Annotated in this window: 23 protein-coding genes; 22 read left to right on the plus strand and 1 reads right to left on the minus strand. The window is 38.9% G+C overall.

From position 1 onward, the window contains the following. Window positions 1-9 precede the first annotated feature (9 nt). Window positions 10-942, minus strand: a complete 933-nt coding sequence (locus tag P6709_RS12645) for an aldo/keto reductase (protein WP_278241291.1) — start codon at window positions 940-942, stop codon at window positions 10-12. Window positions 943-1203: 261 nt separating this feature from the next. Here P6709_RS12645 and P6709_RS12650 point away from each other — a divergent pair, with 261 nt between their 5' ends. From P6709_RS12650 to P6709_RS12755, 22 genes are all read left to right on the plus strand, one after another. Continuing rightward, on the plus strand, window positions 1204-1335 hold the full coding sequence (locus P6709_RS12650; RefSeq protein ID WP_278241292.1) for a paeninodin family lasso peptide: 132 nt from the start codon (window positions 1204-1206) through the stop codon (window positions 1333-1335). Window positions 1336-1429: 94 nt separating this feature from the next. Beyond that, window positions 1430-2077: a hypothetical protein gene (locus P6709_RS12655; RefSeq protein ID WP_278241293.1), complete on the plus strand. Its 648-nt coding sequence runs from the start codon at window positions 1430-1432 to the stop codon at window positions 2075-2077. Window positions 2078-2228: 151 nt separating this feature from the next. Continuing rightward, window positions 2229-2975, plus strand: coding sequence for a YveK family protein (locus P6709_RS12660; protein WP_278241294.1), 747 nt, complete (start codon window positions 2229-2231; stop codon window positions 2973-2975). Further along, window positions 2938-3597, plus strand: coding sequence for a CpsD/CapB family tyrosine-protein kinase (locus P6709_RS12665; protein ID WP_278241295.1), 660 nt, complete (start codon window positions 2938-2940; stop codon window positions 3595-3597). The genes P6709_RS12660 and P6709_RS12665 overlap by 38 nt, the downstream gene beginning before the upstream one ends. 286 nt (window positions 3598-3883) lie before the next feature. Further along, window positions 3884-5716: a polysaccharide biosynthesis protein gene (locus P6709_RS12670; protein WP_278241296.1), complete on the plus strand. Its 1833-nt coding sequence runs from the start codon at window positions 3884-3886 to the stop codon at window positions 5714-5716. 14 nt (window positions 5717-5730) lie between these two features. Beyond that, complete coding sequence (gene galU / locus P6709_RS12675; protein WP_278241297.1) at window positions 5731-6609, plus strand: UTP--glucose-1-phosphate uridylyltransferase GalU; 879 nt, start codon at window positions 5731-5733, stop codon at window positions 6607-6609. 18 nt (window positions 6610-6627) lie between these two features. Continuing rightward, on the plus strand, window positions 6628-7779 hold the full coding sequence (locus P6709_RS12680; RefSeq protein WP_278241298.1) for a glycosyltransferase family 4 protein: 1152 nt from the start codon (window positions 6628-6630) through the stop codon (window positions 7777-7779). Next, complete coding sequence (locus P6709_RS12685) at window positions 7764-8882, plus strand: glycosyltransferase family 1 protein (RefSeq protein ID WP_278241299.1); 1119 nt, start codon at window positions 7764-7766, stop codon at window positions 8880-8882. The genes P6709_RS12680 and P6709_RS12685 overlap by 16 nt, the downstream gene beginning before the upstream one ends. Then, a complete protein-coding gene (locus P6709_RS12690) occupies window positions 8879-9766 on the plus strand; it encodes a glycosyltransferase family 2 protein (protein WP_278241300.1) in 888 nt (295 codons plus the stop codon). The genes P6709_RS12685 and P6709_RS12690 overlap by 4 nt, the downstream gene beginning before the upstream one ends. Before the next feature lie 24 nt (window positions 9767-9790). Then, on the plus strand, window positions 9791-10864 hold the full coding sequence (locus P6709_RS12695; protein ID WP_278241301.1) for an EpsG family protein: 1074 nt from the start codon (window positions 9791-9793) through the stop codon (window positions 10862-10864). A gap of 77 nt (window positions 10865-10941) precedes the next feature. Then, window positions 10942-11994 (plus strand): UDP-glucose 4-epimerase GalE, encoded by a 1053-nt coding sequence (gene galE, locus P6709_RS12700; RefSeq protein WP_278241302.1) that lies wholly within the window; start codon window positions 10942-10944, stop codon window positions 11992-11994. A gap of 22 nt (window positions 11995-12016) precedes the next feature. Beyond that, complete coding sequence (locus P6709_RS12705) at window positions 12017-12181, plus strand: hypothetical protein (protein ID WP_278241303.1); 165 nt, start codon at window positions 12017-12019, stop codon at window positions 12179-12181. 18 nt (window positions 12182-12199) lie between these two features. After that, window positions 12200-12799, plus strand: a complete 600-nt coding sequence (locus P6709_RS12710) for a sugar transferase (protein ID WP_278241304.1) — start codon at window positions 12200-12202, stop codon at window positions 12797-12799. After that, window positions 12756-13445 carry an acetyltransferase gene (locus P6709_RS12715; RefSeq protein ID WP_278241305.1) on the plus strand — a complete coding sequence of 230 codons (690 nt, stop codon included), beginning with the start codon at window positions 12756-12758 and terminating at the stop codon, window positions 13443-13445. Before P6709_RS12710 ends, P6709_RS12715 begins: the two co-directional genes overlap by 44 nt. Before the next feature lie 51 nt (window positions 13446-13496). Further along, window positions 13497-14630 carry a DegT/DnrJ/EryC1/StrS family aminotransferase gene (locus tag P6709_RS12720; RefSeq protein WP_278241496.1) on the plus strand — a complete coding sequence of 378 codons (1134 nt, stop codon included), beginning with the start codon at window positions 13497-13499 and terminating at the stop codon, window positions 14628-14630. 24 nt (window positions 14631-14654) lie between these two features. Next, window positions 14655-14990: a helix-turn-helix domain-containing protein gene (locus tag P6709_RS12725; protein ID WP_278241306.1), complete on the plus strand. Its 336-nt coding sequence runs from the start codon at window positions 14655-14657 to the stop codon at window positions 14988-14990. A gap of 41 nt (window positions 14991-15031) precedes the next feature. Then, window positions 15032-16186, plus strand: a complete 1155-nt coding sequence (locus tag P6709_RS12730; protein ID WP_278241307.1) for a glycosyltransferase family 1 protein — start codon at window positions 15032-15034, stop codon at window positions 16184-16186. After that, the gene (locus P6709_RS12735; protein WP_278241308.1) at window positions 16158-17336 is read left to right on the plus strand and encodes a glycosyltransferase; all 1179 of its coding nucleotides are present in this window, start codon (window positions 16158-16160) and stop codon (window positions 17334-17336) included. Before P6709_RS12730 ends, P6709_RS12735 begins: the two co-directional genes overlap by 29 nt. A 29-nt stretch (window positions 17337-17365) precedes the next feature. Next, the gene (locus P6709_RS12740) at window positions 17366-18376 is read left to right on the plus strand and encodes a polysaccharide pyruvyl transferase family protein (protein ID WP_278241309.1); all 1011 of its coding nucleotides are present in this window, start codon (window positions 17366-17368) and stop codon (window positions 18374-18376) included. Then, window positions 18373-19641, plus strand: a complete 1269-nt coding sequence (locus P6709_RS12745) for a peptidase (protein ID WP_278241310.1) — start codon at window positions 18373-18375, stop codon at window positions 19639-19641. The genes P6709_RS12740 and P6709_RS12745 overlap by 4 nt, the downstream gene beginning before the upstream one ends. 17 nt (window positions 19642-19658) lie before the next feature. Beyond that, complete coding sequence (locus tag P6709_RS12750; protein ID WP_278241311.1) at window positions 19659-21212, plus strand: lipopolysaccharide biosynthesis protein; 1554 nt, start codon at window positions 19659-19661, stop codon at window positions 21210-21212. Between the two features lie 158 nt (window positions 21213-21370). Continuing rightward, a complete protein-coding gene (locus P6709_RS12755; RefSeq protein ID WP_278241312.1) occupies window positions 21371-23314 on the plus strand; it encodes an asparagine synthase-related protein in 1944 nt (647 codons plus the stop codon). Window positions 23315-23323 lie beyond the last annotated feature (9 nt).

Raw genomic sequence — 23323 nt, forward strand, 5'->3', positions numbered from 1 at the left:
CTTTACCTATTATTGAAATATCTCGTCAATCTTAACAATTTCTATTGGAGTTAATTCAACATCGAGTGTTTTTAAGTTATCCTGTACCTGCTCAGGCGTTTTTGCTCCAGGAATTAAGGCACTAATCGAGCTGCGGGTTAAATACCAGGATAACACCAGATGAGCGACCTCTACACCTTTATCCTCTGCAATTTTACGCACCTGCTCCACCTTCTCCAAATTGCGGAGAAATTCTTCCCCCTGAAACATCGGGTTCTTAGCACGTCCATCCTCAAACCTTGTATCCTTCGTATACTTTCCAGCTAGGAGTCCGGCTGCAAGCGGGAAATAAGGAACGAAAGTAATATTATGCTCGGTTGTATAAGGGAGAAGGTCTTTTTCGGCATCTCTCTTAAACAGATTATATTCTGATTGAAGTACATCTACATAGCCGTCCTTGTTTGCTTCCTTTAATTGATCAAGAGAGAAATTGGACACGCCAATGCTTTTGATCTTTCCCTGATCCTTTAGTTCCTTCAAGGCTCCCACTGCTTCATCCTTTGGCGTCGTTTTATCAGGGAAATGAATATAAAATAAATCAATATAATCTGTTTGAAGACGTCTGAGTGAGCTCTCAACAGACTCTTTCAAAAAGGCAGGAGAATTGTCGAATTTAACCTCACCATCGACAAATTTATGTGCGCCTTTAGTCGCAAGAACGACACTCTCACGGCGTCCTTCTTCTTTAAGAACTTCACCGATCAATTCCTCTGATCGTTCAGGGCCATAAATAAAAGCAGTATCCAGAAAATTAATGCCATGCTGAATCGCTGTGCGAACAACTTCCTTGCCAGTCTCTTCGCTTAAATTAGGATAAATATTATGACCGCCAACCGCATTCGTTCCGAGTCCAATTGGATTCACAACCAAATTGGAGTTGCCAAGTTTGCTTTGATTAACCATATAGCCTATTCATCTCCTTAAACGTTTGTCATATCGTACCAGAAGGAAGAGAAGGATAAAAATGTTCTGCCTTAAATAGGTAGTATGATTTATAAATGATTCGAAATCCAGTAGGTAATATGTTGACAGTTTAAAAGCAAGGTGATACGATTTCAGTGTGTTCTTTATAAAGAACGAATGAGATCCAGCAAGATCTTCCGCACATCTTGACCTCAATTGTTCTATATTGGGAACAATAAACTATGAGTATGGAGGGAAAAAATGAAAACTGAATGGAAAGTGCCAGTTTTGGAAGTATTGAATGTATCTCAGACGTTAAAATTTCACGATTGGGATCCTGATTGCCCACCTGGTGAAGAACCAGGAAACCCTGGAGACGTCTTAGACAGCTGATCTTTTAATTTATTTTTCAAAATGACAGAGACTTTTTAACCTTAAAAAGTGAAGAAAGTCTTTGTCATACTTTAATTGAAAAAAGGTGAGCACAATGTTTCAAGTAGTCAAGACACAGAAGCAGCAAAAGCTTTTTGAAGAAACGTGGGAATACTTTTGTAAAAAGTACAGATGGGTCAATGATCCCTATGCGAAAAATGGTATTCGCTACATGCTGCTGCGACCAAAGGAAATAAAAGATAAGAATTCGATTCTCGGTACGATTGAATTTATTCCTTATGACCCTTTAAATGCTGAAAGTACAGTAGAGGGACGATTCAAATTCAATGACCTAAGTGAAATTAAAGAAAATCAGGACAGAGTTTGGGAAATTGATAAATTCTGTTTGCATAAAGACTTCCACCGCATTGGGTATTTTTCTTTGTTTTTTCAGATATTCTATCACCATGTTTATGAACATCATCCTAAATACTATGTTGCAATTGTCGAAAAAAAGTTGTACCGTATGCTGAAAATTCTGCTGGGATCCATGGCTGCTCAAGTTGGCGAATCTCTGCCTGGACCCTCGACTTCTCTTGTGCCCGTTATTATTCATATTGAAGCTATTAAAAACAATCCCTCTCTTGTAGCTAAGCTCTTATCTCAAATTCCAAAGCCCAAGCCCACTCCTAAGAAGACCTTACTTTCCGTGTTACCTGGGAAAAAAGAGATGAAAATATTCCGATTGCGTTCGCCAAAATGAAAGAAAAAGCAATAAATTTGTTGACATGTTCTTTATATAGAACTAAAATAAACCTATTAAGAGAACGAAGGGAAACAAAAAATTTTAAGATGATTGTTCTTAATTAAGAAATAAAGAGTTTCCTATACTAGTAAAAGTGCAGGTGATCTAAGTGGGGGAAGGCGGTATACGTAAATCTCTGGTAAAAGATATCAATCTGCTTGAGTATTTTGACGTATTGAAAAAAAGATTGTGGATTATTGTACTGGTTGTACTTGCAGCGACGACAGCCGGTTATTACTACAGTCAATCGAATAATGTTTCTTTGTTTCAAAGCTCTACCCGCGTAATCATTTCAAGTGACAGTGAATACATGAAAACATTAATGGTTATGATCAAAGATCCGATCATTATGGCTCAGGTCATAGAAGATCTTCAGCTTCCAACATCACCTCAGGGCCTGGCGGGCAAGATCGGTGTTTCAAGAATTGATGAGTCTCAGGTCGTTCAAATTCTTGTGACAGATACGGATCCGCAGCAGGCTGCCCAAATAGCCAATGCCACCGCTCAAAAGTTTAAAGAAAGTGCCAGATCCATTTTGGCTTTTGAAGAAGTGCAGCTGCTGTCAGAAGCGACGGTCAATCCTTCACCCATAAATGAATCGCAAAACAGAAGTGTTGTCATGGCGGCAGCAATCGGATTACTCGCAGGAGTCGGTCTCGCATTTTTCCTGGAGAGCCTGGATGGGACGATCCGCCGAGAAAAAGAAGTGGAAGAAATTCTGGGCATACCGGTTATAGGCATTGTGCCCAATTTAAATAAAAAGAAATTGTTCCTTCAGAAAAAACAAATAACTATTACAAAGACAGGGGGGGAGATCGTTGATATTAAACAAAAAGCAGCCGGCAGCGAACGCTAAAAAAAGAAACCTTGTCACGTATTTGTATCCAGATTCTTTTATTTCAGATCAATTCAGAACCATCAGGACGAATATAAGGTTTATTACCGAAACAAGTAATAATAAAGTTTTTTTACTAGCCTCCCCCGGCACAGGTGAAGGAAAATCCATTACCATTGCGAATCTGGCTGCTTCAATGGCACAGCAAAAAGAAAGGATTCTCCTAATTGACGCAAATCTGAGAAGTCCGGTTTTACATACGATTTTTAAGCTGCCCAACTCAAAGGGCATTACAAATATTCTAAAGCACAGGGTCCCGCTGAAAGAGGCGGTGAGCCGGACAGAGATCGGAAAACTTGACGTGCTGACGAGCGGTCCTGTCTCCTTTAATCCAGCCGAGATTATCGGTTCTGAGTTAATGCAGGATTTGCTAAAAACAGCAGTTAAGGAATACGACATGATATTGGTGGATGCCCCAAGTGTGCTTGAATTCACGGAAACGAGAGTGCTCGCCCACTATTGTGATGGTGTAATCCTGCTATTTAAAAGAGCTAAAACTGAACTGGAAAAAGCTTCAGAAGCGTTGAGAGTATTAGAACTAGCCCATTCAAAAATCATCGGTGCCATTATCAATGATAAGTAGTGCACCTTATTTTTGACCAAGTTGTTCTCTATTAAGAATATTGTATTCTCGAAATTTCATAGATTATGCGGTGATATCTCCTTACTGTTATCAATGGAGGTACTCGATCATGCCGTGGGTTGAAAAACCTTAGACGCGAGTCGTCGCTGGTGTGGAGTGAGGGTGGGTTGAATGCCCATATTTTAATAAAGTAATGATGTGTGCGGTTAGGGAGAGGACCTTGTACATCATTACTTTATTTTATATCCAGTAAATAGATGGAAAGACTGCTGAAAGGAGGAACACGATGTCGTACAGGCAAAGGCTTTCATTATTCGTTGTCATCGATTCAATTATTGTCGTAACCGCTATTTTTATCAGCGGATTTCTTGTGAATGGTGATGTGTATGTTTTTACACAGCCGATCCTGCTAAGTTCGATCGCTCTGCTAACCGGGCATTTGCTGTTCTCATGGAAATACAACCTCTACAAAAAAGCTTGGGAATATGCCAGTATCGGAGAATTGGTGATTGTTCTTAAAATTGTTTCATACACGCTGCTCTCAGCACTTATTCTTCAGCAAATCGTTTTGCAGGAAATTTCTTTCAGGCTTCTGGCGGTTACCTGGCTGCTTCATCTTTTGTTTATTGGGGGGTCCAGGTTTGTATGGAGAATGTACAGAGATCAGGTTATTAATCCATTTTCTCATCGAAAACGGACATTGATAATCGGTGCAGGGTCAGCCGGGACCATGGTAGCGAGACAACTGATACAAAACAAGGATTGCGATTTGCTGCCAGTAGGGTTTATCGATGATAACCCTTCAAAACAGCATTTGGATATTATGGGGATTCCGGTGCTTGGCGGGGTTGAGTCCATCGCAGAAACTGTAGTAAAAAGGCAGGTTGATAATATCGTCATCGCAATTCCATCGCTTAGTAAAAAAGAACTTAATACCATTTTTACAGAGTGTATGAAGACTTCAGCCGATACAAAAATTCTTCCGATGCTGGAAGATCTGGTTACAGGAAAAGTATCTGTTAACCAGGTCAGGGATGTTCAGGTGGAAGATTTGCTTGGAAGGAGCCCAGTTGAGCTAGACATGGAGCTGCTTTCGGATTCAATTAAAAATAAAATCATTTTGGTTTCAGGTGCAGGAGGATCGATCGGGTCAGAAATTTGCCGTCAGGTTTCAGCATTTTATCCGAAACAGCTAATTTTGTTGGGACACGGAGAAAACAGCATTTATACCATTGAAATGGAACTAAAAGAAACGTTTAAAGCCTCTAAAATCGAATTTATTACAGAAATAGCCGATTTGCAGGATGCGGAAAAAATGATGGAAATTATGAGAGACTATCAGCCTGATGTGGTCTATCATGCTGCAGCTCATAAGCATGTGCCGCTAATGGAACGGAATCCTGAAGAAGCGGTTAAAAACAATATAATGGGAACGAGGAATATTGCTCAGGCAGCTGACTGGCATGGTGTGGAAACCTTTGTCATGGTATCGACCGACAAAGCAGTAAATCCAACTTCCGTTATGGGCGCCTCCAAGAAATTAGCTGAAATGATTGTGCAGCATATGGGGCAGATTAGTAAAACAAGATTTGTCGCAGTGCGATTTGGCAATGTTTTGGGAAGCAGGGGAAGCGTCATTCCACATTTTAAAAAGCAAATTGAACGCGGAGGACCTGTTACCGTTACTCATCCGGATATGATTCGTTATTTTATGACCATCCCGGAAGCTTCAAAGCTTGTGATTCAGGCAGGGGCTTTAGCTAAAGGGGGAGAAATATTCGTCCTTGATATGGGAGAGCCGGTTAAAATAGTGGATCTGGCGAAGAACCTGATAAAGCTATCCGGAAATTCGCCAGATGAGATTCCGATTATGTTTACCGGGATCCGTCCAGGCGAAAAATTGTATGAAGAACTGCTGAAGGAAGACGAAGTTCAGGATGAACAAATCTATCCTAAAATCTATGTCGGCAAAAGCGCTGAATTGTATATGGATGAGATCGAAACGATTCTTTCTGTCTACTCAACCCTAAGCAGAGAAGAGCTGAAAGAAACGTTGCTGGAGCTGGCGAATCGTAAAGCTTCAGCTGTCCGAAAAGAAATGCTGCCCATTTCAAGTTGAAGGAGACCTGCCTAATGAAAGTAAGGAAAGCGATTATCCCAGCAGCCGGATTGGGTACGAGATTTTTACCAGCCACTAAAGCCATGCCGAAAGAAATGCTGCCAATCGTAGACAAACCGACCATACAGTACATTGTAGAAGAAGCCATCGAATCAGGGATTGAAGACATCATTATTGTTACAGGTAAAGGGAAAAGAGCGATAGAAGATCATTTTGATCATTCCTTTGAGCTTGAACAAACCCTTTATGAAAAAGGGAAATTTGATTTGCTGGATGAAGTTCAAAAATCCTCCAGGCTGGTAGACATTCACTACATACGTCAAAAGGAGCCGAAAGGACTTGGACATGCAATCTGGTGTGCACGCAAATTCATCGGCAACGAACCTTTTGCTGTACTCTTAGGCGATGACATTGTTCAGGCTGAAAAGCCCTGTTTAAAGCAATTAATGGAGCAATATAGTCGCTACAATGCATCGATTATTGGGGTTCAGCCGGTTCGGGAAGAGGACGTCTCAAGGTATGGAATTGTAGATGGCAGTCTGATGGATGAGGGTTTATACAATGTGCGGGAGCTAGTAGAAAAGCCAAATCTTAAGGACGCACCATCCAATCTCGCAATCCTTGGGCGGTATATATTAAGTCCAACCATTATGGACATATTAAGCTGCCAAAAGCCAGGCGCAGGAAATGAAATTCAATTAACGGATGCCATCTCTCAACTTAATAAAAAGGAAGCTGTGTACGCCTATGAATTTGAAGGCGACCGCTATGATGTAGGGGAAAAGATGGGCTTCATTCAGACAACGATTGAATTTGCTTTGAAGAGAGAGGAATTGCGTTATGATTTGCTAGCCTATTTATCCGAAATTATGGATAGGGAAAAAACAAAATAATCGAAGGGGGGAATCGATTTGGGTGGAAAAATACTCTTCACAGCTACTGTTGATTATCATTTTAAAGCGTTTCATCTTCCTTACATGCAGTGGTTTAAGGATCAGGGCTGGGAGGTTCATGTTGCAGCCAACGGCGGAATCACCTTGCCGGCAGTTGACCGCAAGTATACGATTCCAATTCAGCGTTCCCCCTTCTCTCCGAAAAATATTGAAGCTTATGTAAAGCTTAAGCGGATTTTAGAGGAGGAAAAGTACGATATCGTTCACTGTCATACTCCGGTAGGAGGGCTTCTCACCAGACTGGCGGCTAAAGATTCACGTAAAAAAGGAACGAAAATTATCTATACTGCACATGGATTTCACTTTTATAAAGGGGCCCCCCTTAAGAACTGGCTGATCTATTATCCAATAGAAAAATCCATGCTGCGCTACACAGATTGTTTAATAACAATTAATCAGGAAGATTATCGATTAGCAAAAGAACGTTTTTACATGATTCATATTGAACATGTTCATGGAGTAGGAGTAGATACAACTAAATTTATCTCTCTTGAAAAAAGTGAGAAGGTAAAGCTGAAAAAATCACTGGGCTATCAGCCTGATGATTTTTTATTATTTTATGCAGCTGAATTTAATCAAAATAAGAATCAGCAATTTCTGCTTCATGCGCTAAGTGTCTTAAACCAGGATTGGGGAAATGTTAAACTGCTGCTGGCAGGAGAAGGGCCCCTGCTCGAAACATGTAAATCCCAGGCAGAGAAGCTGGGCATTCGTGAACATGTCCGTTTCTTAGGTTTCCAGGAAAATATTCAAACGTGGACACAGGCGAGTGACGCAGCTGTGGCTTCGAGTTTCAGAGAAGGTCTGCCGGTAAATGTAATGGAATCAATGGCATGCGGTCTCCCGGTGGTAGCAGTGGAAAACCGGGGGCATAGGGAACTCGTTCAAAATGATAAAACCGGCTGGACAGTTGCTCCCGGTGACATTCACACATTTTGCAGCAAACTTACCTTTCTCATGAAGCAAGTGGAGGCAAGAGAAGAGCTCGGGGCTAATGGAAGACAATTAGTAATGAGCACATACAGTACAGATAAAGTGCTGGGAGAAAAAAGATTGATTTATGAGTTGTTTATGGAAAAAAAGGAGGACGCAAAATGGATGGTCCATTAAGAGTCCTGCATGCAGTTGTGAATATGAATCGCGGCGGTGCAGAAACCTTTATCATGAATTTATATCGAAACGTTGACCGCTCAAAAATTCAGTTTGATTTTCTAACTTGTTACGAAGGAGTATTTGATGAAGAGATCCGTTCAATGGGAGGCATAGTTTACCGCATTCCTTATGTCACACAGTCAGGACATTTTGCATATGTAAAAAAATTGAATCATTTCTTTCATCATCACAGGCACTACAAAATTGTTCATTCACATATGGACAAAATGAGTGGACTTGTCCTTAAAGCAGCAGCGGAGGCTGGAATTCCTGCTAGAATTGCGCATAGCCATAATACAAGCAGTGAAGGAAACTCTTTAATTAGAATGTATAAATGGTTGGCAGGCAGAAATATCCCAAAATATGCAACCGACTTTTACGCGTGTTCATCTAAAGCGGCAGCATGGCTATTTCCACATCATTCAAAAACCTATTCTATAATAAAAAACGGAATAGAAAGTGAGCGCTTTGAATTCTCTTTGGAAAACAGAAAAGAGGTTAGAAAGTCTCTTCAACTGAGAGAAGAATCTTTCTTAGTTGGCCATATTGGAAGATTTAATAAACAAAAAAATCATCTGTTTTTGTTGGATGTTTTCCATGAAACACTTAAAAACCATCCGGATGCACACCTGTTATTAGTAGGAACTGGAACCTTACAATCTAAAATCGAACAAAAAATAAAATTGCTGGGAATAGAGGATAGGGTTCACTTGCTTGGTGTTCGCAACGATATTCCACAGCTGCTGCAGGCCATTGATGTTTTTGCTTTTCCTTCTCTGCATGAAGGTTTGCCCGTTACGCTTATTGAAGCGCAGTGTTCTGGTGTACCATGCGTAATTTCCAATAATATTACACAAGAAGTTGATTTGGGATGCGGGTTAATTAGGAGACATCCCATTGAGGATCCAAAGGTATGGGCAGCCGCATTATTATCAACCAGTCAATCTAAGCAGATCAGAAAATCTCAAGCTAAGCTGATTAGTATGCATGGGTACAATATACAAAACACAGCCAGCATCACTGAAAACTCCTATTTAAAACTGGGAGGGATGAGCGGGTGAAGACTTTAACCATTTTTACACCTTCCTATAATCGTGCTTATTGTTTAAATCAATGCTATGAAAGTTTAACTAACCAGACGAATAAAGATTTTATCTGGCTGATTATTGATGATGGATCGACTGATTCTACTAAAGAGTTGGTAGATGAATGGATAAAAGAAGAAAAAATCGAGATTAGGTACTATTTTCAGGAAAATCAAGGCATGCATGGAGCTCATAATACTGCCTATGACTTAATTGCTACAGAGTTAAATGTCTGCATCGACTCCGATGATTGGATGCCCGCTGACGCAGTAGAAAAAATTCTTAGTTGTTGGGAAAAGTTTGGGAGCGACGAAGTCAGCGGTCTGGTAGGTTTAGATTCATTTAAAAATGGAAAGGTAATCGGAACTCCACTGCCCTATCATTTGAAGCGCTCTACCCTGTTTAATTTATATGCTCGACATGGCGTAAAAGGAGATAAAAAACTGGTGTACCGCTCGGATCTTACTAAGCGGCATCCTTATCCTCTGTTTGAGGGAGAGAAATATGTAGGACTCGCCTATAAATATTATCTTCTTGATCAGGATTTTGAACTGCTGATCCTGAATGAGGTGATATGCACGGTAGAGTATTTACCGGATGGTTCTTCGAGAAATATGTTAAACCAATATGTTAAAAATCCTCTTGGATTTGCTTTTTATCGTAAAGAATTAATGAAACTGCCCTTTGTAAGTGCTGCTTTTAAGTTCAGACAAGCGATACATTACGTATCAAGCAGCATGATGAGCAGAAATAAAGATTTTTTAAAAGAGTCACCTGATCCAGTATTAACACTTTTAGCCATTCCTTTAGGTGCCTTGCTTTATTTATACATTTCGGCAAAATCCACAGCAGCTTTGTGAATGTTGTTAAAGGAAGGGTAAACAATGACCATTCTTTGGATAAATCTTCTACTCGTTTTTATGTTTGCTTTCTTTTCGCGATATGCAGCTATACCAGCAGGACATCCAAATGCAGCCATTCCGGTTCATGCAAACAAACTGTTAGTCATCATGGCAGCCTTAATCCTGGTTGTTGTATCCGGTTTACGATCAAACATTGGCGATACATTTAATTATGTAAATATTTATACGAACAATCATTTTACATTGGATTATGTAATGGCCAACAAAGACATAGGATTTGGTCTCCTGCAGATGGTGTTGCAGCAAATCTCAAGAGATCCTCAGGTCATGATCTTCACCACCGCTTTATTTACAAATGTATTAATCGTGATGGTCTTATTCCGTTATTCAAGAATGATTGAAGTGAGCCTTTTTGTTTATATCACAGGAGGGTTGTTTCTTATTTCGATGAACGGGATCAGGCAGACATTGGCTGCTGCGCTGGCATTTTGTGCAACCAAATTTTTAATTAATGGGAATTTTGCAGGGTATGCCACTATTGTAGTCTTTGCTTCATTTATTCACCAAAGTGCACTGGTCCTGCTGCCGATCTACTTTATTGTCCGTACAAGACCCTGGTCAAAAGCAACAATTGGAGTCATCCTGCTGTCAGTTGCTGCTGTTATTGGATTTGAACAATTTACTTCCATTCTCTTCACAGCACTTGAAGATACCCAGTATGCCGCCTATAAGGATTTTGATGAAGGAGGAGCCAATGCCCTCCGTGTACTGGTCAGTGGTGTACCGCTTTTAATCGCTTACTTAGGCAGAGAAAAGCTTAAGACTATTTTTCCTCAAAGTGACGTCATTGTAAATATGGCGCTGCTAAGTGTCGTGTTTATGGTGGTCTCTACACAGAGCTGGATCTTTGCACGATTTTCAATCTATTTCAATTTATATCAGCTCATTCTTATTTCCTGGATCGTGAAACTATTTAGAGAAAAGGATGAAAAATTTATTTATTTTATGATACTCGTTTTGTATCTTGCCTTTTACTATTACGAAAATGTTGTCAGTCTGAACATTTTATACAAAAGCAATTTTTTGTACTTATAACGCAGGATGTCGTGACTTTGGCCAAGCCAAGGTTATTTTTTATGTGAAAAAGATGATTACTGAAGGAGGAGTTGCTGTTGACCATTTTAGTAACAGGCGGCGCAGGCTATATCGGCAGTCATACATGTGTTGAACTTCTAAATAAAGGCTACGACATCATCGTTGCAGATAATTTCAGCAACAGTCATCCAGAATCACTTAAAAGGGCAGCGGAATTGACAGGGAGATTGTTCAGAGTCGTTCAGCTGGATCTGCAGGACAAATGCCAGGTTGAAGAGCTATTTTCTGAAAATGAGATCGAATCAGTTATTCATTTTGCAGCGTTCAAAGCAGTAGGAGAATCGATGAAAAATCCTCTTAAGTACTATCAGAATAACCTTGCGGGAACGATGGTATTGCTTGAAGCAATGGATCGTTTTAATGTCAAAAAACTGGTCTTCAGTTCTTCAGCCACGGTTTATGGAAAAGAAGCGGACATACCTATTGCAGAAAAAGAGGAGATAGGTGCAGCTAACCCATATGGTCGTACAAAGCAGATGATTGAAGAGATGCTGAACGATTTGTTTCAATCTGACCCTAAATGGAGCATTGCTGTGCTGCGCTACTTTAATCCGATCGGTGCACACAAAAGCGGTCGCATCGGAGAAGACCCATCGGGCATACCAAATAATTTACTGCCGTATATTGCACAGGTTGCGATTGGAAGAAGAGATCAGCTCATAATTCATGGCGACGATTATGAAACGAAGGACGGTACAGGAATCAGGGATTACATTCATGTAGTGGATTTAGCGAAAGGGCATTTAAAAGCGCTTGAGAAAATTTCATATACCCCTATATATGAAACCTATAATCTGGGAACCGGAAAAGGCTACAGCGTGCTTGAGGTAGTTGAAGCGTTTCAAAGAGCATGCGGCAGACCCATTCCTTACACGATTGGAACCAGGCGCGCTGGAGACTCGGCAGTGTGCTACGCGGATGCTACAAAAGCGAAAAACGAGCTTAATTGGGCAGCCGCTATTGAAATAGATGAAATGTGCGAGGACATATGGAGATGGCAGCAGCAAAACCCGGAAGGATACGCAAGCGTCGAAGAGACAGCTGGTGTGAAAGAGGCAACAGGCGCATAGAACAGGCGAAAGGACGTTTCAAATGCCAACCCATTCAATTCTGACCGAAAAACAGCTTTTGGATTTGCTGGTCACATGCTTGCAAAAAGGAAATCAGGATCCATCGCTCTCACTGGAATCTATGGTGAAAGAAATTGAATACAGGATGCTGAACAGTGGAGTCTCTCATTGGAAACGAACAAATTAACGTAAGGACAGGATGCATATGAAGCGATTGCTGGATATCGTGTTATCCCTCATTCTGCTGGCAGTGTTTTCTCCGGTCATGCTCGTTGTGGCGGCAATCATAGCAGTGAAAATGGGCCGGCCGGTTATTTTTACCCAGCAGCGTCCGGGATTGCATGGAAAACCATTTGATGTCATCAAATTCAGAACGATGTTAAACGCAGTTGATTCAAAAGGTCAGCTTCTTTCTGATGAGGAAAGACTGACTCCTACTGGAAAATGGGTTCGGAAATATAGTCTGGACGAATTGCCGCAGCTGCTGAATGTACTAAACGGGTCTATGAGTCTGGTAGGTCCAAGACCGCTGCTAATGGAATACCTGCCGCTTTATTCGAATGAACAGCTTGTACGGCACCATGTTCGGCCGGGAGTGACCGGATGGGCACAAATTAACGGAAGAAATGCCATTGAGTGGGAGGAGAAATTCTCTATGGACGTCTGGTACGTCAAACATCAATCCCTTTGGCTGGATAGTAAAATCATGCTGATCACAGTGAAAAAAGTGTTTAAAAAAGAAGGGGTGACTCAACGTCACCATGCTACCGCAGAAAGATTCACGGGCTCAAAAGATGCGGGTTGATCAGAAGTTGATTGTAATAGGCGATGGCGGCCACAGCAGCGTCATTCAGGATCTGATTGATTCAGACAGTACCTATTCTATTCTGGGGATTTTAGATGACCGTTATTCAACCAGCTTTGTGCAGGATGGAATTCTGCGCGGCCCGGTTGATGCACTGGGTGAAGTAATTCAAAAGGATTCAAAGCTGGTCATTGCAATTGGGAGCAATAAGATAAGGAAAAAAATAGTCGAAAGATTAGCAATGCCTGCATCGATGTACGCGACATTGATTCACCCTTCCTCTTTTGTGAGCAAACGGGCTGTTGTGGAAAATGGCACAGTGGTGATGCCTAAAGCAGTCATTAATGCGGGTGCAGTCATTGGTGCTCATTCCATCGTTAATTCAGGAAGCCTTGTTGAGCATGACTGTTGTCTAGCTCCATACGTGCATGTATGTCCCGGCTCCACGCTGACAGGCGCAGTGACAGTAGGTGAGGGCACCCAGATTTCAGCGGGAGCGACGCTCGTTCCGGGAGTCAGCATTGGAGAGTGGTCCGTTATCGCAGCTGGGGCTGTCGTGACACAATCCATACCCGCATACAGGATGGCAGCAGGATGTCCGGCCGAAATAAAAAAAAGAATCGACAGCAGAGAGCGGATTTTGTAGAAAGGGGCATGTAATTTGAAGAATTCAAAAATATATCTTTCACCGCCGCATATGAGCGGGAACGAACGTGATCTAATCAAGGAAGCTTTTGAAACAAATTGGATCGCGCCGCTTGGACCTCATGTAGATGCTTTTGAACGGGAGGTGGCATCATTTGTAGGGAAGAAAGCAGCTGTGGCAGTGGTTTCAGGAACCGCCGCTATCCATTTATCATTGGCTCTTCTGGACATCAAGTCCGGGGATAAAGTCTTTTGTTCTTCTCTCACCTTTGTCGCAAGCGCCAATCCGATTCTTTATCAGGGAGCCGAACCTGTTTTCATTGATTCAGAACCCGATACATGGAATATGTCACCTCAGGCATTAGAGCGGGCAATGGAAGAATATTATTTACAAAATAATCTTCCAAAAGCAGTGATTGTAGTCAATCTTTACGGGCAAAGTGCCAAGATGGATGAAATCATCGAAATTTGTGACCGGTTTGAGGTCCCAATTGTGGAGGACGCGGCAGAATCATTCGGCTCCACCTTTAAGGGAAAGCCAAGCGGAAGCTTTGGGAAGTATGGAGTGTTCTCATTTAACGGCAATAAAATTATTACAACCTCAGGGGGAGGAATGCTGGTATCCGACGATGAAGAAGCGATCGAACGTGCACGATTTCTCGCCACTCAGGCAAGAGATCAGGCCTCCCATTATCAGCACAGCCAAATGGGCTACAACTACCGAATGAGCAATATTCTAGCTGGCCTGGGGATTGCACAGCTTCAAGTACTTGAGCTTAGGGTAGCAGCACGCAGAAAAATTTTCAATCGCTATCAAAAAGAGCTGGGAGCTTTGCCGGGAGTTACGTTCATGCCGGAGCTTGAGCAAACCAAAACCAATCGGTGGCTATCTACTCTTACGATTGACGAGGAGCTAACCAGCGTGTCCGTTAAGCAGATTCTTACACACTTGGAGAAGAATTATATAGAAGCAAGACAAGTATGGAAGCCGCTCCATCTGCAGCCGCTCTTTGAAGGAAATAAATATTTTCCTCATAGCATCGAGGAGAGCATTTCAGACAATTTGTTCGATACCGGCATCTGTTTGCCATCCGGCTCAAGTCTAACAGAAGATGATCAAACGAGAGTCATTGAACAGTTTAAAGAAGCGCTGCAAAACGCTGTGGTAAACCAGGTTGTCCTATAAATAAGAAACAATGGGGTACTTAAGATGATTGGGAAAAATATCATACAACTACGAAAAGAAAAAGGATTAACCTTATCCGAGCTCGCTGAAAAAGCAGGGGTATCAAAATCTTATCTTAGCAATATTGAACGGAATCTAAAACATAATCCATCCATTCATGTTATGGAGAAAATATCATCTGTACTAGGAGTGGAATTGAAATTTTTATTAGACGAATCATCCAGTGACAGACTATCGGAAGATTATAAATTCAATCAGTTTTGGAATGAATTGAAGGAAAATGTGACGACAGAAGATGAACTGAAAGAATATCAATTGGTGCTGGAATTTATGAAGTGGAGAAAACAACAGAAAAGATAAAGGTAAAATAACTATTTCTCATCAGATAAGGGTGTGGTTCAGTGGGAAGTAAAACAATTAGAGTCTTACAAATAGCAGGAGCAATGAATCGAGCTGGGACTGAAACCATGTTAATGAATCTGTATAGAAAAATTGACAAAAATAAATATCAATTTGACTTTGTGTCTTACAGCTCAGAAAAATCTCATTATGACGAGGAAATTGAAAGCTACGGAGGAAAAATAATTCGCTTGACTAACCCTCTTTCGATTAAACAATTAGTTGCCGCCATTAAAGTATATGGCCCATATGATGTCGTTCATTCCCACACCTTGTTTCATTGTGGAATTGCAAATTCCGCAGCAAAGATTGCTGGTGTTAAAGTGAGGATTGCACACGCTCACACTACTGATGATAACAAAGCATCCCTTGTGAGAAAAACGTATTTAAATAGTATGAGGCAACTGATTCATCTCAGCTCCACCCATTACTTAGCATGCAGCCAAAATGCAGGCTATTTTTTATATGGCAAAAAAGCAGAACAGTCCAGCAAATACTCTTACTTTCCTAACTCAATCGATTTTCATCCGTTTTTAGAACCTCCTGCTGATGAAAAAATAAAACAAATTAAAACAAAATATGAAATCGAAAATCATTTAGTCGTCGGCCATATAGGGAGATTTATTAAGCCAAAGAATCATCTGTTTTTACTGGAGATCACTAGTGAATTAGTTAAACAAGAGCCGCTCACTAAGCTCTTATTGATTGGCGAGGGAGAAGAAAAAAGGACAATTAAACAAAAAGCAAAAGAATTGGGACTTGAAAAAAACATTATTTTTGCTGGCCTGCTTGCAGATGTCGCCCCCTTGCTGCATTGTATGGATGTATTTGTTTTCCCTTCAATTTACGAGGGACTGGGTTTAGTGCTTCTGGAAGCTCAAGCGACAGGATTGCCATGTGTCGTTTCGGATGCAATACAGGAAGAAGCTGATTTGAATTTAGGTTTAATTACAAAAACAGCTTTGACAGAATCCCCAAATGCCTGGGCGAATCAGATCTTGAACGTTGCTGGAAATAAGCAAACGGATGCAATAAAAATTACACAGGCGTTTATTCACAAAAACTATACGATACCTTGTTCATTGAAGAAACTCTCATCGATTTATCAGAATCATAATGGAGGTTCTCATGAAAAATATATTGATCACCTCATTTGATATGGAAGTTGGCGGAGTGGAAAGAAGTTTAATAAATTTACTAAGTAATTTTGACTACAGCTCTTATCAAGTTGATCTACTGTTATACAGTCATACAGGAGATTTTTTGACGTTGCTCCCGACTCAACCCACATTATTAAAAGAGAATAAAACGTATAAAACGTTTAGAATGTCTATCAAAGAGACACTATTAGCAGGGAATTTACCCATAACGTTTGCCAGAACTTTTGCTAAAGTAAAAGCTAATCGAGGCTCATCTTTAGAGAAGGGGTATAAGCAAATGCAATATATGTGGAAATACTCGATTCCTTTTTTACCAAAAGTAGAGAAAGAGTATGATGCTGCAATCAGTTACTTATGGCCACACGACTTCGTAGCAAAAAAGGTGAAAGCCAAAAAGAAAATCGCCTGGATTCATACCGATTATTCTACGGTGGATACCGACGAGATAGAAGATTTAAAAATTTGGGATTGCTACCAAAGCATTATTGCGGTCTCAACTGAATGTAAAAAGGCATTTCTTTCAAAGTATCCTTCTCTCTATAAAAAAGTTGTAGTAATAGAAAATTTGAATTCTCCTGAGTTTATACGTTCTCAAGCTAAAGAAAAAATAACTCATTCAATTATAGATGATAACCGTTTCAAAATTGTTACTGTAGCAAGGTTATCTCATGCCAAAGGAATTGATAATGGGATTAAAGCGTTAAAAGAAATTAAGAATCGCGGTTATTCAGATATTGCTTGGTACGTCGTGGGATATGGAGGAGATGATCTTAAATTAAAAAAATTAATAAAAGATAATGGTTTAGAAAAAGATTTTATTTTGATAGGAAAGCAAGTTAATCCATATCCCTATGTAAAAGAGGCAGATATATATGTGCAGCCTTCTAGATACGAAGGTAAAGCGATAACTGTTACTGAAGCACAAATCCTATCAAAACCAGTATTAATTACTGACTATCCTACTTCAAAATCCCAAGTACAAGATGGACGGAATGGATTAATTTGTGAAGGTACTGTAGAAGGTATTGCAGGAGGAATTGAACAATTATATAAGAACAGAGAAATTAGAAAAAAATTAAAGTCTTTCTGCTTGAAAACAGATTTTTCTGTAAAAAGGGAAATGGAGACTTTCTATAAATTAATCTAAGCATGATTAAACAAACAGGAGGCTTTTAAATGGACAATGTTCTACTTCTTGATACTTCAGTAGGCTCCCTTAATAAAGGAGACGATATTATAATGAAATGTGTTAGATATCATTTATCAAAAATAGTACAAGATGATTATCTATTAACACTTCCTACACACGTTTCCCCTTTTCATTGGTATCAAGTAGCCAGAAATTCAAATAGGGTGAAAATATATAGTGAAGCAAAATATAAATTTGTAGGGGGTTCAAACCTTTTAACTATGGATATGCTGACGCATTTTCCTCAATGGAATATTAATATTTTTAACTATAGACCATTAAAGGGAAGCATATTATTGGGGGTAGGGGCAGGTAAAGGAAACAAAGTAAATGGTTATACAAAAATGCTCTATAAAAAGCTCCTATCGAATGAATTCGTCCACAGTGTTAGAGATGAGCGAACAAAAGAGATTATGCAAAGTATGGGATTCAAAGCGATAAATACTGGGTGTGCAACGTTATGGACATTAACTCCTGATTTCTGCAGCAAGATCCCAACTAATAAGGCGAAATCGGTTGTATTTACGCTCACTCATCATACAAAAGATTTAATAAATGATCAGCTATTAATTGATACACTGAATAATAATTATGAAATCGTTTACTTTTGGGTTCAGGACAAAGAAGATTTATCTTATTTCAATTCCTTACGCAACATTAGAAAAATCAAAATAGTTTCACCGACGTTAGAAGCTTTTGAAAACGTGTTGGCAATGGATATTGATTATATAGGCACTAGGCTCCATGGAGGTATATTTGCGATGAGACATAAGAAAAGATCTATTATTATAGAAATAGATGAAAGAGCAAGGGGCATGAGTGCAACCTATAACTTGAACCAAATTAAAAGAGAAAATATAAAAAATCTGGACGCCATGATTAACTCGAATGTTGTAACTAACGTAAATCTTGATTTCGAAAGTATTAATACTTGGGTTTCTCAATTTACAAATGAAGATATATTAAGAACCGATTTATCTGCGAGGGTAATTGGATGAGTAAGGAAGTCGTATTAGAAAAATTGGTTACTAATCAAAAGAGAGTGGATTTTTATTTTAATGTAAAAGGAGGAATTCAAAAATACTTTAAGAAGAGTAAACATCTATTCTTTAAATATAATCTTGATATAGAGGAGGTTCCTACAAGTATACTAACGATCCCTTTTATAGCAAACATTATTCCATTGGTGTGGTTAACTAATTCGAAAATTATTGTTCCTGAATTAGATCGTGCTTTTTATGATTGTTTGCCAAAATTAAAAGAAGCATATCAAGATATGTTTCCAGAAGTAAAATTGGGCGGAGAAATCTCAGTTTCAAGTATTATAGAAAATTCATATACACCAGATCATGAAGCTGCTCAATTATTTAGTGGAGGTTTAGACGCGTTAGCTACTTTTGTAAGGATTAGAGAAAAAAAACCAATTTTAATAACAGAGTTTGGTTGGCATAAAGACCATATTGAAAATAGTGAAGTTTGGATTCAAGATATGCTTCACGTTACTGAATTTGGGAAGAGAAAAAAATTAAGTAACATGTTAATCGAATCTAATTATGGGACATTCTTAAATGCTTCAATTATAGATCGTGATTTTGCGAAAAAATTAGGAGATTCCTGGTGGCATGGGCTCCACCACAGCTTAGCGATTATATCAGCAGCCATTCCAAGCGCATTTTTATTGAAGGTAGAATGCGTTTATATAGCCAGTTCGTTTTTTGAAGGATTTAAAGCAAAATGCGCCTCTGATCCAACGGTGGATAATCAAATAAGGTTTGCTTCAGGCAGAGTATTTCATGATGGATATGAATTAAATAGACAAGATAAAGTTGGCGTTCTAGTCAACTATTGTAAAAAAAATAATGAATATGAAAAATTACGTGTATGCTTTTTAAAAGAAAATAATTGCTGTAATTGTGAGAAGTGTATAAGGACAATGGTAGGGATTATAGGAGAAGGGGAAAATCCAGAAAAATTTGGTTTTGTTACATCAACTAATCTGTCTACACACATAAAGGTATTCTTGGAAGAAAACGTTAAGTACTTTAATGGGTCTAAAATCATGCAATGGAATTTAGCAAAATATAAAATGAGAGAGAACCGTGAAAACATCCAATATCAAGATCTTTTGGAATGGTTTTTGAATTATGATTTTGCTTTAGAACGGAAAAAGTCTTTAATTAAATACAGAATAACAAAATTTATCCCAATAATAAAAAGAAGAATTTATACTAAGTTAACTAATATTTTTGTACAAAATACCTAATTAGAAGGCGAATCTAAATGAGAATTCAAAACTCTATAAATAATATGGTATTTGGGGTTTCCAGTCAGCTCATAAGTATACTAATGGGTTTAGTAGTACGTACAGTTTTCATTTACACCTTAGGAGTGGAATACTTAGGGATAGATGGATTATTTACGAGTATATTATTGATGTTGTCTTTAGCGAATTTAGGTTTTGATACAGCAATGATATACAGCTTATACAAACCGCTTGCTGAAAAAGATACTTACAAAGTTCAGGCATTAATGAATTTATACAAAAAAGCGTATAGAATTATTGGATTTGCAGTCCTGGTGATTGGTCTTATGTTAATACCTTTTCTACCGTACTTAATAAATGGAAAAATACCGGTTGATAATCTTCATTTGATTTATATTTTATTTCTCATGCAGTCTGTTGTTTCTTATTTTTTTATTTATAAACAAGCAATTATCATTGCAGATCAGAGAAATCATATTATATCTAAAATACACACTTTTTTTGTGCTTTTGTCCAATATATTTCTAATAATAGTTTTATTAACTATTGGAATTTATGTTTGGGTTTTAGTTACTCAATTGGTTTTTAAAATTGTAGAAAACATATATATATCTAAAAGAGCCGATAGTATGTACTCTTATTTGAAAGAGAATCCTAAAGCAGCTTTAACTAAAGATGAGAGAAAAACTTTTTTCGAAAATCTCTATTCACTCTTCTTATACAAAATTAGTGGAGTGGTAATCAATGGATCAGATAATATTATTATTTCAGTTTTTGCAGGTATCATTTGGGTAGGTATATATTCTAATTATTTGTTAATTATCTCTACCGTATCTTCATTACTAGGATATCTTTTTTACTCCATAACTGCTAGTGTAGGAAACCTCAATGTAAGTGAAAGTAGGGACAAAAACTATTTAATATTTCGGGTAATTAATTTTTCGAATTTTTGGATATACGGGGTTTGTTCAATATCTCTTTTTATTTTAGTAAATCCATTTATTACACTCTGGATCGGAGACGAGTACTTACTGAGTATTCCCATTGTATTTACTATTATTTTGAATTTTTATACTACGGGGATGCAAAATGCTTCTACTACATTTAGAGAAACTACAGGCTTGTTTAAAAAAGGGAGATATCGACCACTCTATGCTGCAGGTATCAATATAATTATGTCGATTATTCTCGTACAGATGATCGGAATAATGGGGGTTTTTATAGGTACAATAATTAGCAGACTGTGTGTATATTTTTGGTATGATCCATATGTAATTTTTAAATATTCCTTTAGTCGTTCATCTAAAGAATATTTTCTTAGATATGCTGTTTTTACTCTCACTGTAGTTTGTTCTGGTATTCTAACAGTTTGGGTTAGCAACTTAGTTGAATCAGACCAATTAATAAATTTGTTTTACAAATTAGCTGTAGCTTTAACTCTTCCAAATTTAGTGTTTTTTCTAGTGTTTAGAAAATCAGAAGAGTTTTTATACTTGAAAAATGTTGTTAATTTATTAAAAGACAACTTCTATAAACGACGAACAAACGTCATCCAAATAAAAAACTATTAAGTTAATTATTCAGTTGACTTGTAGAGAAATAAATGTAAAATATAAGTATAAAGTTCTTTATTAAGAACATAATTAGTTGTCTTAACACTCTAATGTAATACCAATTTTTTTTCGATTAAACGTTCTTTAAAAAGAACAATGAGTTTGGAGGAGAATCTATGAGCGCGATTGCTGGAGTTCTTAATTTTGATAGGCATGAGCCGGTCAATCCCGAATACGGGAAGACGATGATGGCAGCACTAGCTCATTTTCCTTCTGACGATCGACAGGTATTTTTAAAAGACAATGTTTTTATCGGGTGTCACGCGCAATGGGTTACTCCTGAATCGATTGGGGAGAAACAGCCTTTTTACGATTATGATTTACAGATGGTTATTACAGCAGATGCAATTCTCGATAATCGAAAGGAACTTTGTGAGAGGCTTGGGGTGAAGAAATATGATCGCAAGCAGATATCTGACTGTCAGCTGATCCTTCTCGCTTATGACAAGTGGGGACGTGACTGTCCGAAGCATCTGATAGGTGATTTCGCTTTTATGATCTGGGATGAGAAAAAGCAAAAAGCTTTTGGGGCGAGAGATTTGTCCGGTTATCGAACGTTGTACTATCTGAAAAATGATTCATGTTTTGTCTTTTGTACACTTCTTAAGCCGTTTTTTTCCTTGCCCTTTATCGATAGGAAACTAAATGAGTCCTGGCTGGCCGAGTACCTGGCGATTACAGGGATGATTGATACATTGGATGCAGCTTCCACTCCCTATCAATCCATTAATCAGGTGCCTCCTTCCCATTCAATAGAAATAGAGAATGGTGCCGTTTCTATTCAACGGTATGGCAGCCTGTATAGCACCGAACAATTGAATTTAAAATCAGATGGAGAGTATATTGAAGCCTTTACGGAAGTGTTTACAAGAGCTGTTAATGACCGTCTGAGGACCCACCGCAATGTTGGTTCACAGCTAAGCGGAGGACTTGATTCCGGCTCGGTGGCGAGTATAGCGGCAAAAAAATTACGCCAGTCCAATAAAGATCTTTATACATTCAGCTACATTCCTCCAAAAGATTTTGAGGATTATACGAAAGGGCATATGCAGCCAAATGAAAGTCCATCAATCAATTCTACTTTGTCGTTCATTGGAGGAAAGAAGCACCATTTTTTGGACTTTGAAGGCAAGGATTCCTTTTCAATCATTAATGAGATGTTAGAGGATATGGAGATGCCTTATAAATTTTTTGAAAATTCCTTTTGGCTTCAGGGAATGTTTGAAGAAGCTTCTAAACATGACATTGGCATTTTATTAAATGGCGACCGCGGAAATTTTACCATCTCCTGGGGTTCAGCGCTGGATTATTATGGACAGCTTTTACGAACGCTGAGATGGCCGCGCCTCTACCAAGAGCTTAACCATTACAGCTCCATTATGAAGGGAAAAAGATTGGGTCTGCTTCCTTTGATCTCAAAGCTCGCTTATCCAAAAATGAATTTTTATCTGGAAACTAGAAATAAACCGGTTAACCATTCAGTCATTAACCACGAGTTTGCAGGGAGGATGCAAATTCAGGAAAAGTTAAAGACGCATCAATTTGCTCAAACTGGCTGGCTGGCACCTGGAACGCCATCCAAATCCAGAAAAAAATTGCTGAATGATTTATATCCCTGGAACTACGGAAATACCCTCACGGCAAAGCTTTCTATCAAGCATGGATTATGGAAAAGAGATCCGACAAATGATAGTCGTGTTGTTCAGTTTTGCTTATCTGTTCCAGACCATCAATTTGTGCAAAAAGGAATGGATCGGGCGTTGATAAGAAGATCTATGAAAGGCTATTTGCCGGACGATATTAGACTCAATCAGCGTGTCAGAGGTGCGCAGGGACTCGATTGGGTACACCGGGCTGCTCCACACTGGAACCAGCTAGTAGAAGAATCGAAACGGATGCTGAGTGACCAATTCTTCACAGAATATGTACAGCCTGCCCCATTACAGCAAGCCTTCAAAACACTTCAACAAGGTCCCAATGTCAAAAAGGGGCTTGATCCAGACTATCGGCTAATTATGCGAAATCTCATTCTGTACCGCTTTCTTAAAACATTTAATTGAAAGGGGGTG

The organism is Jeotgalibacillus sp. ET6, assembly GCF_029667115.1.
Lineage (GTDB): Bacteria > Bacillota > Bacilli > Bacillales > Jeotgalibacillaceae > Jeotgalibacillus.